Origin of the sequence: Nocardiopsis salina YIM 90010 (genome assembly GCF_000341025.1) — a bacterium.
In the GTDB taxonomy this organism is placed as follows: Bacteria; Actinomycetota; Actinomycetes; order Streptosporangiales; family Streptosporangiaceae; genus Nocardiopsis; species Nocardiopsis salina.
This window is the reverse complement of the sequence record NZ_ANBF01000021.1, coordinates 37421-51457: the sequence shown is the minus strand read 5'-3', so window position 1 is coordinate 51457 and position 14037 is coordinate 37421. Positions and strand designations below refer to the sequence as shown.

The following is a 14037-nucleotide window of genomic DNA, read 5'->3' as shown; positions in this document are numbered from 1 at the left end:
AAAATGCAACCCTGCTCAAGTGCGAATGCTCCGGTTGTGGAGGCAGTCTCCATGGGTGGAAAGGGCACGTGCGCCGGGCCGAACCCGGGCACGAGGAGGATCGCGACCGCTTCCGTGGCGCATCGGAACAGCAATGGCGGCTCAGCCGCAGCCGTTTCGTTGCGAACAAATGGCAGAAACCGACCTTGTACCTGCGCCGGGCCGGCACGGGGCTCGCAGTGGCCGACACAGTGGACTGGCTGGTCCTGCACCCGGCGGAGCGCGGATCACTGAACGACCTCGGAGGTCGGGTCCACAGCGAGGTCTTCGGTCGCGACATGGCCGCCGCAGCCCGGGCATGTGCCGCGAACAATCCGGATTTCGCCCGATACGGGAGCCACACCGCCGGTCATTTCTGGTGTGAGTTGATCTCGGAACTGGCGCGTGGCCTGCATGAGATCGGCCGTGTCACCGACCGGGTGCCGCAGGACGCCAAGGAGATGGTGCTCGAGAGCGAGAGCGCGCCGGACTGGGGCTCGGTACGCACCGCTCTGGCAAGTATCGCGATCGATGGGCTCTGGAAGGCCGCCCAGGCGGTGTTCGTGCTGGACACGAAGGCGGCGGCCCGGGCCCTGCGCCTGCTCGCCCTGCTCATCTGCCCTGACCCCGGTGGGCACGAGCGCGTGGCGAAGGCCTGCCTGAGCCCGCTCGCGCACACGCTGTTCTCCCAGGAGACCCAGGGCCGGTTGGAATTCGCACGCCTGCTCGAATGAGTGTCGGCGAGGCTGGTGTGACCGCTCCTGTGCCGCCCCTACTCGTGCACGGAATCGGCCATGTGGACGATCTCGCTCACGACCGCCGCGACCGTGCCGCCCGGACCTCGATCAGGTTCTCGATCGCGCCTGAGGGATCAGCGCCCCAGAAACTGCCCACGTGATGCCCGCAGCAGGTCGGCAAGCCCCGACCGATCCGAGGGTCGGCCTCCGTCGTCCAATACAGCGCTCCACTGCCTCAGGCCGTGTCGATCTCGTGCAGCCGGTCCAGGGCGGCGGCGACCTCGCCCTCCACATCCTCCACGAGCTCCTCCGCGTCCTCGGCACAGGCGTAGACGGCTTCGAAGAGATCCTGGGCGTCCTCCTCCCGGCCGCTCTGCTCCAACGCTCGCACCGTGTCGACGGCGGTGTGCACTGCCCGGGCGTAATCGGACGCCTGTTCCTGGGGGACCGGCTCGGAGGTCTCCAGCGCGCTCTCGAACAGGCTCGAGAGCACACCCGTGTCGCCGGAAACCACTGCGGCCCGGGCCTCCAGCTCCAAGGCCAGGGCAGGGGAGTGCTCGCTCTCGACCAGCAGGAGCCCCACGAGGCTCTCGTGGTCCAAGGCACGCAGGTGGGTGGCGACATCGGGCACCTGAGGGGCCTGGTCGCCGTGCTCGCGGTCGAAGAGGTGCACCAGACCCACCGCGACCACGTGCTTGCAGCAGTTGCCCTCCATGGCCCACGGGCACTCACAGCTCCAGAAGAAGTGGCCCGTGTCGGTGAGTTGGACCCTGTAGCGGGCCCTGCCACTGACGGTCGCGTGTACCCGGCCCTGGCTGAGGCGGCGGCCGGACACACGGTCGAGGTAATCCAACGCGCGGTCGAAGGAGGGGCGCCCGGCGGTGTGGAGCAGTTGCTCGCGCGAGAGTTCAGCCATGGCCGAAGTCAACCAGAGAGACCGTGCCCGTGCCGAAGGGTGCCCCGCCCGACGTGCCTCCTGGCACAACCAACCGCCCAGCTCATGCCCGGGTGTGTATGTGGCACCCCCAGGACGTGTGGCAGCTTCGCGCGGCCCCCGGCCGTGAAAAGCTCGACGGGAACCGAACAGAGTAGGGGAGAACCGCCATGGCAGATGAGAACCCGCCGTTCAGCCTCATCAGCGCGGGCATCGAACAGTTGCAGCAGAGCAACCCGGGCCAGGAGGGACGGGTGGCCCCCGAACGCCTCTACTCCGGCCGGGACGTACGCATCATGCACCTGGTCCTGGATTCGGAGATGACCGAGCACCGCGCACCCTCACCGATCGTGGTGCAGGTGATGGAAGGGCACGTGCGCTTCGACATCGAGGGCCAGGGCCACGAACTGGGGGCCGGTGGTATGGTCCACGTCGCCGCCGGGATCCCGCACGCCGTCACCCCGCTCGGGGGCCCGGCCCGTATCCTCATCCACCTGCTCCACCCGGCGCACCGGGGGCCGGGCGAGTACGGTCGGGAAGACCCGGCCGGGGAACCGTACCGAAAGTGAGGCCGGTTGTACGCGGGGACCTTCACACTCGTGGCCCACGACCCCGCCACGGGCACGTGCGGTGTCGCCATCAGTAGCCGGATGCCGGCGATCGGCGCGTTCACCGTGTTCGCCCACGCGCGCGCAGGGGCTGTGGCCACCCAGGCGCTGATCAACCCCTTGCTGGGCACCGACGCCCTGGAGCTGCTGCACTCCCGCCCCGCCGATGAGGCCCTGGACCAGGTCCTGGCCACCGACCCCGACGCGGATGCGCGCCAGGTCGCCCTCGTCGACACCGAGGGCCGGTCGGCCGCCCACACCGGTGCACAGACCCACCCGTGGAGCGGCCACCGGCTCGGGGCGGGCTACGCGGTGGCCGGCAACATCCTCACCGGCGCTGACACACTCGACGCGATGGCCGAGCGGTTCGAGGCCACGGCAGCAGAACCGATGGACCAACGGTTGCTGGCAGCTCTGGAGTCCGGGCAGGAGGCCGGGGGAGACCGGCGAGGACGTCAGAGCGCCGCACTCTACCTGCACACCGGCCACCCCTACCCGTACCTGGACCTCAGGGTGGATGAGCACCCCGACCCCGTGGCCGAACTGCGCCGGGTGCACGGGGTCGCTCATGAGGAGCTCCTGCCGTTCGTGGAGTCCCTGCCCACACGTGCACGCCCGGCAGGCGCCTTCGACCGGCTGTTGCACCCCGGCGGCTGAGGGCGTTCGACTCCGGGAGTGCTCCTGCCCGCGCAGGAGGTCCGGTTGGGTCTGCGGCCTTGCCGGCGCGCCCGGGCACCGCGCCCTCAGCCTCCCGGCTCGACCGTGTGCAGCTGCACGTCGATCCCGCCACCGTCGACCTCGGCCGTCATGTACGTGTGGTGCGGCTGTCGGCGGCGATCGGTGGGCGAGCCCGGGTTGAGCAGCCGGAGGCCGTTCTCGGCGCGGGTGTCCCAGGGGATGTGGGAGTGGCCGAAGACGAGTACGTCCACCTCCGGGTAGAGCCTGGCGCACCGCTTCTCCCGCCCCTGGGCCTGCCCGGTCTCGTGCACGACCGTGAACCGCACCCCGCCCAGTTCCGCGCGCGCCACCTCGGGCAGGCGTTCGCGCAGTTCGGGGCCGTCATTGTTGCCGTACACGCCGATGAGCCGCTTCGCCCGCGCCTCGAGAGCGGTCAGTGAATCGAGGTCGCACCAGTCGCCGGCATGGATGACGGCGTCGGCCCGGTCGGCCTCCTCCCACACCTGCGCGGGCAGGTCACGGGCGCGCTTGGGCTGGTGGGTGTCGGAGATGATGAGCAGGCGCATGGTCGGCAGGGTATCCGCCGACCCGTGGCCGGTCCGCGACGACCGGGCGGATCGCGTCGGGTGTCTCCGTCTCGGGGCCTTGTGGCGCTCGCCCGGTCACCGCTTCGGCTCCTCGGCCATGAAGTACAGCTCCCGGGGCGGATCCAGGGGTGGCAATCGGGGGCCGGCCATGTCGTTGTGCCAGTCGTGTGCGTGCACAGCCGCCTCGCACACGGCTTTCCAGCGCTTCGTCAGTGGCCAGGGCCCCCGCACGACCTCCCCCCACAGCTGTGACCACACAGCGAGGTTGTGTGCGTGGACCTCCCCGGGGGCGGCCTGCCCGAGCTCGTCGAAGGGCCGCCCGATCTCGCCCAGTGAACGGGCCTCACCCCATTGCAGGCAGGGTTCGCACTCGCACCGGCCCAGGGAGGGCAGGTGCACCGTCGTCGTCGGTCCGGCCATGTACGCGAGCAGCGTGCGATTCAGGATCCCGGGCCAGGTGGGGGTTGCCGGCGGGAAGGGCTCGCCCGGGTAGGGCGGCGTGGCCCCTGCCGCCGTGACCTCGTCGATCGAGGCGAAGGATGCCCCGTGCACCAGAGCGTCCAGGCCCACCAGGCCGGCCCCGAGCACCGCGGTGTCGGGCACCTCGGACACGACCAGGCGCAGCGCCCGCAACCGCTCCGCCGTGTCCACCCGGACGCGTTCGGGGTCCAGGACCAGCGCCTTGGGGGTGTGTACCGGTCCCAGCTCCGTCACCAGGGTCTGGGCCCCGAAGTCGCTCAGCCAGTCGGCGCCCACCGGGACGGCGAGCACAGTGCGTCGGGTCGCGACCCGTTCGAGCAGGCGCACCGCATTCCGCAGTGCCCGTATCCCCGAGATGTCGCCGCGCAGGAACCCGGTGGGGGTGAGCAACAGCGCCATCGGGCTCTGCCAACGGTCCATCTCCAGCAATGCCCGGCCGGGGTCGCGGGCCCTGTTGTAGATGCTCCACGGCGTGAAGCGGAAGGGTTCCTCCTCGGTGGCGACGAAGGAGCGGTGGCGCGCGGGGTCGTGCAGCATCGGGTAGGCGTGCCCGGACGCGTAGAGGCGCTGGTTGCGCGGGGGAGCCCTGCGCGCGTCCGAGGTCAGGACGATGCCCCCGACCGTTGTGGGCAGGCGCAGGTGCAGGCCCGGTGCTGTGTCACGCACGTGGAGCAGCACGCGCCCTCGCACCCGGGCCAGGGGGTCGGGCGGATCGGGGGACGCGGTAGAGGAGGGGAGCACCGCAGTACCTCTCCGGTCGGGGGAGGCTTTCTGTGCCGTTCTTCCCCGTTCTCCGGCTGCATGTAGATGTTTGTCCGATTGTGGTCACGCTCGGGGCGCGCCGAGTGCCCTGTGTGGTGTGCGGTGCTCCGGACAACGGTCGGGGACCAGTTCACGAGTCCGGGCCCCTCAGATGCCGTCGTCCTCTCCGGGAACCTCGTCGGGGATACCGACGACCATGCGCACGGCAGTCGCGACCGCACCGTCGGGGTCCTCGATCATGTCTTCGGTGCGTTCCACGTACGCGAGCACCGAGTCGTACAGCTCCTCACCGTTGTCGCGCTGGCCGTTGACGTAGAACTGCCCGATGGCCTCCCTGGCCCCGGCCAGCGCCCGCAGGTAGGCCGGCCGTTGTTCCGCCGCGGGCAGCAGGAAGACGTCCAGGGCCTCGTGGAACAACAACCCCAGGTCGTGGCACCTGCCGTTGGACACCTCCCTCGCCAACGCGACCGCCAGAGGCGGCTCGTCGGGCTCCTGCTCTCCGGTCCGCAACCGCCTCATCAGACCGTCGTGGTCGAAGGGGAACGGACTCACGTCCAGGGGCGATTTCGGCGGACGGGGCGGCCACGGGCGGAGGTGCCAGTCAACGGCGAAGGCGATCCCGGTCACGACCGCGTGGAAACACGGGGTCTGCCCTCGGCCCTCGGCGCAGTCGCAGTTCCACGTGAACTCCTCCTCGTCGGAGACACGGGCACGGTAGGTCACGCCCTCGTGGATCAGCGTGCCGTACACCTGGTCGCCTTCCTCGCGGATCTCGTCCACGAGCTCGAGATGGGCCAGGGCGCGGCCGAAGACCCGGTGGTCGGCCACCTGGAAGAGAATGTCGGTGGTGAGTCGGCTCATACCTCGAGTCAACCCCAGAACACGCGCCCGTGGGGGTTGTCCAAAGGGAAGATCCTGCCCTGGTGTGACGACTCCGCCGATGCCGTCGGGTGAACAACAGTGACCGGAAGTGGCCACGACGGAGGGTGAACGAGGGCCCCGGAAAACGTTAGCGTTCCGGTTGTGGACAAGCTCGACCCTTCCGACAGCCAGGCAGCCCTGACCAGGGACTTTCCCACGCTCGTGGATGCGATCCTCCTACGCGGCCCGCAGGCGGTCGCCGACTCGATCGACGCCCGCGCGCGGGGAGGGACCGATCCGCGTTCCCCGGTGGGACATCTGCGCTGGCTACTGCTGAGCCACGCCCACCTGCTCGTGCGTTCCCACGACCGGGCCGAGGTGGCCTGCGTGCTGCACGACCTCCTGGCGCGGCGCCCGTTGGTGTCCGAGTGGCTGACCGGTGCCGAACGCGCCCTGCCTGCGGTGCAGCTGACCGTACGGGGTCCGGCCACCGCCCCCGACGACCTCCGGCTCGTGCGGGTCCTGACCGGCCACCGCGCCCCGGTGCGCTCGCTCGAGTGGTCCCCGGACGGCGAGCGCCTGGCGACGGTCGGCTCCCACGACACCTCCGTGCTGATCTGGAACCCGCGCGACTGGACGCCGGAGCGCCGGATCGGTATCGAGGGGGCCGCCCTGGACGTGGCCCTGTGGAGCCCGGACGGGCAGCGCCTCGCGGTCCTGGGCAGGAGCGACCGCTTCCCCGACCTGGGCGAGCACGACGACCAGGACAGGTTCGGCACGGAGGGCCGCCTCGAGCACGTTCACACGGTGCTCGTGTACAACACGGTGACCTGGGAGGAGATCGCCGCCACCCACACCGCGCCCCGGTCGGGCTTCAGCGGGCGGCCGGTCATCTCGTGGTCGCCCGATTCCCGCACGCTCGCAGTGGGGGAGGACATCGGCGTGCGGTTGTGGACGGTCGACGACGGGGAGCGGTCACCGTGGCTCCTGCCCGGCGGCCGGGTACGGCAGGTCCTCGACCTGGACTGGAGCCCGGACGGCGCCCTCACCGCACTGACCCAGGGACGTGAATGGGTGCAGGGCGGGGCGTCCAGCATGCCGGAGAGCCTCCTGGTGACCTGGCCGGATCCGGGGAGGGCGCCCGCGTACTCGGTGTGGGCCCGCGGGGTGCCGTGGGACCCCATCACCGGTGTGCGCCGCCACCCCGGGAACGACCGGGTCTGCGTGTACTCCCGGCGCGGGGCGGCCCTGTGCGAGCCCAGTTCCGAGCGGATCCTGTGGCAGGAGGAACGTGCCTTCGAGGACGCCTGGACCAAGGCGGTGGAGTGGTCGCCCGACGGGCGGGCGCTCGCCGAGCTGCGCTCGCGCCACCAGGGGTGGTCCGACCTCGTCCTGTGGGAGACCGGTGGGCCCGCCGAACCGTCGGTTTTCGCCCGGATCGAGTGCGCCCCGGAGGAGACCACGGCGTTGGCGTGGTCACCCGACGGCGGTCTGGTGGCCACCGGCGGCGACAGCGGGGTGCGCCTGTGGAGACCGGAACCTGGCACGAGCCACCGCAGCGGGTTCGACACCCGCGTGAGCACGCCCGTGTGGAGCCCCGAGGGTGACGCCGTGGCGGTCTACTCCCCGTCCGTCGGCGAGTGGTCCGTGGTCGACGCGCGGGACCCGAACGAGCCGGTGCGGTCCGGGCCCGAGTGCCCCTTTCCGCGCCTGGACCCCGGGGCGCAGGAGGAACTGATCGAGGCCGCGCGCCACGAGGGGCGGGACTTCGACCTCTACACCAGCATGTACGGCCCCTACGCGCCCGACGCGATCAGTCCCGGGCAGGAGCTGTACGCCCTCGCCGGCAGGGGGTCGCACATCACCCTCTTCGACCTGGTCGACGGCGGCAGCCGCAGACTCGGCGCGGGGTGGCCCGAAGGCCGGTGGATGCTGCTGCGGTTCACCCCGGAGGCCGATCGGCTGGTCAGCCTCCACGTGCGCACCCTGACCCGCGAGCGGGACGGCGACTGGGTTGAAGAGCTCGTGCTGACCCTGTGGGACCTGGACACGGGGCGGCAGTCGGCCTGTGAACGCATGCGCCAGACCTGGGCCTCGGCCATGCATCGGGTCGACCACCCGCGCGCCCTCGCGGTGAGCGACAGGCATCTGGCCTGGTGCGGGGAGGACGGCACCATCGCCCTGCACGACCTGGAGACCCTGAAGCCCCTGAGCCGGACCCGGACCTCGGGGGCAACCAGCGACGTGGAGTTCTCCCCCGACGGGAACACCCTCGCCGTGGTCGGCGAGGGCGGCGTGCGTGTGGTGGACGTGGTCCACAGTGATCAACGTTGGGGACTGTTCGGTGGATGCCCTTGAGGGTGGTGGCGGGTGACGTGGGGGTGTGTTGCGCCGGAGGTGTCCGTTGAGGGTGGTGGCGGGTGACGTGGGGGTGTGTTGCGCCGGAGGTGTCCGTTGAGGGTGGTGGCGGGTGACGTGGGGGTGTGTTGCGCCGGAGGTGTCCGTTGAGGGTGGTGGCGGGTGACGGGTGGGCGGTGCCCGCCGAACAGGCCCTGGTCCGCGGCCCTGTCGGATCCCGCGAAGAGGACGGTCCGGAACCGCCCTCCACCGCCGGGACCTTTCCGCGGAAACCGGGCGGAGCCGGGCGTGTGCCCTGGTGAAACCAGCTCGGAACGTCTTCGGAACGGCGCGCCGGGTAGTCACAGCGCATGGCCAGTACACCGAGTGAACCGAAGGTCGCCACGACACGGATCGTCGACCACTACGACGGAGGCGAGCGGGCGTGGGTCAAAGAGGCCGTCCGCTTGTTGCACGCCGATGCCACGCGGTCAGCGGACACCCACGTCTTCCTGTTCCCCCTGCCCGCGGACTGGGGTATCGACCTCTACGTCAAGGACGAGTCGGTCCACCCCTCGGGCAGCCTCAAGCACCGTATGGCCCGGGCACTGTTCCTGCACGCCCTGTGCACCGGGTGGATAGACGCGAGCAGCCACGTGTACGAGGCCTCCAGCGGGTCTACGGCGGTCTCGGAGGCCTACTTCGCGCACCTGCTCGGGCTGCGCTTCACGGCCGTGGTGCCGGCGAGCACCAGTCAGGAGAAGGTGGATCTCATCCAGGCCTACGGGGGCGAGGTCCGCAACCCGGGTAAGGACGGTGACATCGAGAAGGAGGCCGCCCGGCTGGCCCAGGCAGACCCCGCGGGCCACTTCATGGACCAGTTCACCTACGCCGAGCGCGCCTACGACTACCGTGACGACCACAACGTGGCGGCCACGGTCTTCCGCCAGCTCGCCGAGGAACGCCACCCCGATCCCCGGTGGTTCGTGGTCGGCGCCGGCACCGGAGGGACGAGCGCGACCATCGGGCGCCACATCAGGTTCAGCCGCCGTGACACCCGGGTGTGTGTCGTGGATCCGCAGAACTCGGCGTTCTTCCCCNCGGCGGCCCCGCCACGTGGGTGCAGGGCCGGCCCTCCAGGATCGAGGGGATCGGACGTCCGACGGTGGAACCCTCCTTCCTGCCCGGAGTGGTGGACCGGATGATCTCGGTTCCCGACGCCGCTTCGGTCGCTGCGATGCGCCTGCTGCTGTCACGCCTGCGCCACCGAGCCGGCCCGTCGACGGGCACCAATCTGTGGGGTGCGCTGCGCATCGTGGCCGAGATGCTGGCAGACGGAGAGCGCGGCAGCGTCGTCATGCTCATGTGCGACCAGGGCGAGCGGTACATGCACAACTATTACGACGACGGCTGGGTCCGGACCCACATCGGGCAGGATCTGACCCCCTACACCAAGACGCTGGAGAACTTCCTCCGGACCGGTACCTGGGACGAACCCGCCCCCGTGGGCCCGGCCACCTGAGCCGATGGCCCCCGGCCCGCACCGGGGTCGTCCCGACTCTCCCCGTGGCGGTCCCGGTGCGCCCCTCCCACCCCCGAGGACGGCGCCGGATCCCCCTCCGGCGCCGTCCGCCCCTCGGCCGCGCGTGGCCGGATCCGGCCACGGAGACACTCGGAAACCCTGTGGCACAGCGCCTTTTGGTAGAACCAGCGGTGCGGAATGTCAACGCGTAGCGGCGGCTCCGGCCGTCCTTCCACAACGGAAAGTGCACAGGTGGGCCCGTTGGGCGATCTCGTGGCCAGGATCGAGTTCCAGGACGACGTCACGGAGAAGGAGGCGGACCGCCACACCAGAGGTCTGGTCCGCGGGCTCGGACGCCTGGATGTCGACGACGTGTGTATGGGCGAGGACGCGGCCGAGACCGCAACCGGGCCGGCCGTTCGGGACGGGGGCCTCACGGCGGTCGCGGGGCTCGTGTTCGTCTCAGGTGTCGCGGTGCGCCAGGTACTCACCCCTCTGGTCACCGTCATCGGGAACTGGCTGGAACAGAGCGGCCAGAAATCGGTCACCATCGAGAAGGACGGGGCCAGGATCACGGTGACGGGGCCGGTCGCTCCCGAGGACGTGCAGGCCTACGTGCGCGCACTCGACGAACCCGGCGTCGAAGAGCGCACCGGTGTCCTGAACGTGGCCGGGGCAGGGGAGGGCCCCGAGGTGCGGGCGCCGCTCGAGGACGGTGACGAGCGCTGATGCGGACGGCGATCCTCATCGGGGTGAACCGCTACGACGACCTCGAGGACCTGCGGTCCCCCAGGGCCGACACCGCCGAGATCGAGAGAGCGCTCCGCGACAACGGCCACTTCGATCGGGTCGTGGCGCTCACCGACCCGGGCCGCGCCGAAGCCATGGAGGTGCTGGAGCAGGCGCTCGACGACGGCAAGCCGAGCGACCTGCTGTTCGTCTCCTTCTCCGGGCACGGCCTCAAGGACAAGCGGGGGCGGCTGAACCTGGCCTTCCGGGACACGCGCCGCAAGCTCCTGGAAGGCACGGCGCTCTCGTCCGAGGCGCTCAAGCGCATGTTCGAGGACTCGCGCATGGAGAGCAAGGTCCTGTTGCTGGACTGCTGCCACGGTGGCGCCTTCGCCGACGGGTTCGCCACCCGCTCGGAGCAGGAGGAGTCCCTGGACTTCGAACGCCAGCTCGACAACGGGGAAGGGACCTACGTCCTGGCGGCCTCCGGGGCGCTGGAGAAGGCCCGCGAGGGCGACAACTCCGGCGGGATCCGGCCCTCGCCGTTCAGCGCTGCCGTGGTCCGGGGCCTGTCCGGTGCCGCGCCCGATGCCAACGGCGACGGCTGGATCGATGCGATCGATCTCTACCAGTACGTCCACCGCGAAGTGGACCGGCTCGGTACCCAACGGGTCACGGGGTTCGGTCTGGGGCTGCGCGGAGCGCTGATCCTCGCACGGCACACCGGTTCGGCCACAGCGGCCGCGCTCCCGGGGAGCCAGGACGCACAGGCCCGGGACACGGGCCCCGATGCCGGGGAGGACGGGGCCGATCTCGGGCAGGACGGCCGTTCCGGCGGGGCCGACCGGACGCGAGGGCCGAAGGCCGTCCACGAGGACGGGACCTGGCGTTGGGAGTCGCTGCTGGACTACTACCGGGACTGCCTGCAGCGCCAGAGCGTGCTCCAACAGCTCCCGGACGCCGACGGCCGCGAGGTCGCGGTCTGCGACATGGGGTCGGAGCAGCTGCTCAGCGGTGCTTCCGAAGGGTGGGCCCTGCACGGGGCCGCCGACGCCCTTGCCCGGGCCGCCGAGAAGGAGGGGCAGACCCTTCGCTACGGCTACCCGGCCGTGCTCTTCTCCCCGACCTCGTCGGGAAAGGGCGGAGAGGGGCGTACCAAGGTCGCGCCCTTGTTCGCCATGGACGTGGAAGTGCTCGAGAAGAAGGGGCGCCGTTACCTCGCACCTGTCGGGGATCCCGAACTGAACCGCGAGTTGCTCGTCTCCGCCGAGGAACTGGACGAGAGCGACATCGAGCAGCTTCTCGAATGGTTCCGGGCCGACTGGGGCGGCAGCGGCGTCTCCGGGTTGGCGGACAAGGCCCGATCGGTCTGTGACCGTGTGGGGTTCGCCCGCGTCGACGACCTGGTGGCCGGGGAACTCAACGACCGGTTGGACGTCAGGCGAGCGGCGCGCAAGGGTGCCCAGAATGCAGCGATGCTCTACCGGGCCGACACAGCCGGGGCCGCCGTCAAGCAACTCCTCGGGGACCTCGACCACCGTGGGTCGGGCATCAAGATCGACAGGATCCGTGGCACCGCGCTGTCCAGCTTCTCCGACCCGCCCGCGCCGGAGGCCCGGGTGCCGGCCGTCCTGCCCGTGGTCACCGGTCGGAGCAACACCGCGCAGGAGGAGATCCTGACGTCGGCCATGACCCGGCCGCTGACGGTGGCCACCGGGGCCCCGGGAACGGGCAAGAGTGAACTCATCACCTCCGTGGTCACCACGGCGGTCGCCGACGGACAGTCGGTGCTCGTCGCCTCCACCAACAACGCCGCCGTCGACGAGGTGGTCGGCCGGGTCAACGGGTTGCACGGCGAGGCCGACCTGGTCGTCCGCACCGGCAACAAGGAGAAGCGAGGCAAGGAGGGGGAGATTCTCAACCGCCTCCTGTCGGCGTCCTGGGAACACACCGAGCCGGAGACGCCGAAGGAGCGTCTGGCCCTGCACCGGCGGCGCCTGGAGAACGCACGGAGCGAACTGCACAGCATCGGTGAGACCGAGCGCCGACTGGCGGTCCTGGCCGCGTCGCGGTCACGGGAGATCGAGGCTCTGCCCGACGGGGTGGGCCCCGGAACTTTCGCTGACGGGCAGGCGATCCGCGCCTGGGCGCGCAGGGTCGAAGGCGCCCTGGAGTCCCGCTGGCTGGGATGGTGGAACCGGTGGCGCATCCGCCGCGCCCTGGGCGTGGCAGGCACCCGGGCCGAGCTGGCCCCACTGCTGGCCTTCCTCACCACGGAACTCGAGTGGCGGGCACTCCTCGACGCGCTCGAGGACAAGGGCTCCGCCGAGGAGGTCGTGGAGCGTATAGGGAACGTGCGCGAAGAGCGCCGAGAGGACAGCCGCTCCTACCTCCTGGCCCGCGTGGCCCAGGCGCTCGGGGAGGGCCGTTCGGTCCTCGAACAGCGCCTTCGCGACCTGGATACCGGTGGGACCGGGTGGAAGGGCATGACCAAGCTCGTGAAGGTGGTACGTGCTTGGGGTACCACATCCCGTTCAGTCCGTGGTGTCTTCCCGCCCACGGACGGCCTGTTCGACCTGGTGGTGGTCGACGAGGCCAGCCAGTGCACCGTCTCCGACCTGATCCCCCTGCTCTACCGCGCTCGGCGCGCCCTCGTCATCGGCGACCCCCACCAGCTGCAGCCCGTCCACCCCCTCGGCCCCCACGAGGATCGTCGGATCCAGGCGACGCACCAGTTGAGGCAAGAGTGGTTGGAGGAACGTGCCCTGATCCACAGCGGCTCCTCCGCCTACCACGCGGCTGCTTCCGCACTCGCGTCCTCCGGTGGGGAGGTCCTCTGGCTGGACGAGCACTACCGCTGCCACCCCGAGATCGTCGCCCCGGTCAACCGTCGCTTCTATGCGGGCAGGCTGGCGGTACGCACGCAGACCGCCGGCCTGGCCGTGGACTCCGACCGTGCCGTTCAGTGGATCGACGTCCGGGGGCGCCCCCAACGGCCGGGCGGGCGCTCGTGCAGCAACCCGGAGGAGGCCGAACGTGTCATCGAGCTGCTCCGCGATCTGTGGCGCACGTTGCCTCCGGACGCCGACATCGGGGTCGTCTCTCCGTTCGCCGCACATGTCAGGGAGATCGAACACCGGCTCGGCGACCAGGTGGGCGAACGTATCCGTGTGGGTACCGCGCACACGTTCCAAGGGGGCGAGTGCGACGTCATCGTGGTCTCACCGGCCGCCGCGGCGGGTGTCAACCGTGGAACCGGTGATTGGGCGGCCCGGCAACAGAACCTGTGGAACGTCGCGGTCACGCGCGCCCGCGCCCGCCTGTACGTGGTGGGGGACCGGGAACACTGGAGCGAGCGGGGAGGTCTGTTGCAGGATCTGTCGCGCGCAACCGCTTCGGACGACCGTGCCGAGGCCGGCGAGGCGCGCGGTCGCCTGTTCGAGGCGCTCACCGACGCGGGTGTGCGACCGGAGGCGCGGACGACCCGGAACGGTTACACCTGTGACCTGTGGATCAGCGGCCCTCACGGTGGGACCGCCCTCTACGTGGACACCGCGGGCAGTGGTGAACCGGGTGCACCTGATCCGGGGCGGGCCCTGCACCGGTCCGTGGACGAAGCCGTGCTCTTCGGGCAGATGGCGGGGGTGCACACGGTGAGAGTGCCCGCGTGGCGCTGCCTCGCTGAGCCCGAGGCGGTGTGTGCCGAGCTGCTTGCCGGGGAACCGGCCCCGGCGGGGTAGTCATGGGCGGGCACCGGGGAACCCCCTGGTGCCCGCGGCGGGCG

10 protein-coding genes and 1 pseudogene are annotated in these 14037 nt (G+C 70.8%); 7 read left to right on the top strand and 4 right to left on the bottom strand.

Annotated features, from left to right (window positions below; all coding sequences use genetic code 11):
- Window positions 1–68 precede the first annotated feature (68 nt).
- Window positions 69–752 (top strand): hypothetical protein, encoded by a 684-nt coding sequence (locus D474_RS0102345; RefSeq protein ID WP_017611994.1) that lies wholly within the window; start codon window positions 69–71, stop codon window positions 750–752.
- Window positions 753–990: 238 nt separating this feature from the next.
- Here D474_RS0102345 and D474_RS0102340 read toward each other — a convergent pair whose 3' ends face one another.
- The gene (locus tag D474_RS0102340) at window positions 991–1671 is read right to left on the bottom strand and encodes an SWIM zinc finger family protein (RefSeq protein WP_017611993.1); all 681 of its coding nucleotides are present in this window, start codon (window positions 1669–1671) and stop codon (window positions 991–993) included.
- Window positions 1672–1859: 188 nt separating this feature from the next.
- Between D474_RS0102340 and D474_RS0102335 the strand changes: the two genes are divergently transcribed.
- Complete coding sequence (locus D474_RS0102335) at window positions 1860–2258, top strand: AraC family ligand binding domain-containing protein (protein ID WP_017611992.1); 399 nt, start codon at window positions 1860–1862, stop codon at window positions 2256–2258.
- Window positions 2259–2264: 6 nt separating this feature from the next.
- The gene (locus D474_RS0102330; protein WP_017611991.1) at window positions 2265–2954 is read left to right on the top strand and encodes a DUF1028 domain-containing protein; all 690 of its coding nucleotides are present in this window, start codon (window positions 2265–2267) and stop codon (window positions 2952–2954) included.
- An 86-nt stretch (window positions 2955–3040) separates the two neighbouring features.
- Here the strand turns inward: D474_RS0102330 and D474_RS0102325 are convergent, their stop codons facing one another.
- The 3 genes from D474_RS0102325 to D474_RS0102315 form a co-directional block, all read right to left on the bottom strand.
- Window positions 3041–3541, bottom strand: a complete 501-nt coding sequence (locus D474_RS0102325) for a metallophosphoesterase family protein (protein WP_017611990.1) — start codon at window positions 3539–3541, stop codon at window positions 3041–3043.
- 96 nt (window positions 3542–3637) lie between these two features.
- On the bottom strand, window positions 3638–4783 hold the full coding sequence (locus tag D474_RS0102320; RefSeq protein ID WP_152476589.1) for a hypothetical protein: 1146 nt from the start codon (window positions 4781–4783) through the stop codon (window positions 3638–3640).
- Between the two features lie 168 nt (window positions 4784–4951).
- Window positions 4952–5665, bottom strand: a complete 714-nt coding sequence (locus D474_RS0102315) for a hypothetical protein (protein WP_017611988.1) — start codon at window positions 5663–5665, stop codon at window positions 4952–4954.
- Between the two features lie 162 nt (window positions 5666–5827).
- On the opposite strand from D474_RS0102315, the gene D474_RS0102310 reads away from it, so the two are divergent.
- The 4 genes and pseudogenes from D474_RS0102310 to D474_RS0102290 all read left to right on the top strand — a co-directional run bounded on the left by D474_RS0102310 (window position 5828) and on the right by D474_RS0102290 (window position 13993).
- Window positions 5828–8023, top strand: coding sequence for a WD40 repeat domain-containing protein (locus D474_RS0102310; RefSeq protein WP_017611987.1), 2196 nt, complete (start codon window positions 5828–5830; stop codon window positions 8021–8023).
- A 350-nt stretch (window positions 8024–8373) separates the two neighbouring features.
- Window positions 8374–9524 (top strand): annotated as a pseudogene (locus D474_RS27395) (PLP-dependent cysteine synthase family protein).
- Between the two features lie 252 nt (window positions 9525–9776).
- Window positions 9777–10253 carry a hypothetical protein gene (locus tag D474_RS0102295; protein WP_017611984.1) on the top strand — a complete coding sequence of 159 codons (477 nt, stop codon included), beginning with the start codon at window positions 9777–9779 and terminating at the stop codon, window positions 10251–10253.
- On the top strand, window positions 10253–13993 hold the full coding sequence (locus D474_RS0102290) for a caspase, EACC1-associated type (protein ID WP_017611983.1): 3741 nt from the start codon (window positions 10253–10255) through the stop codon (window positions 13991–13993). The genes D474_RS0102295 and D474_RS0102290 overlap by 1 nt, the downstream gene beginning before the upstream one ends.
- Window positions 13994–14037 lie beyond the last annotated feature (44 nt).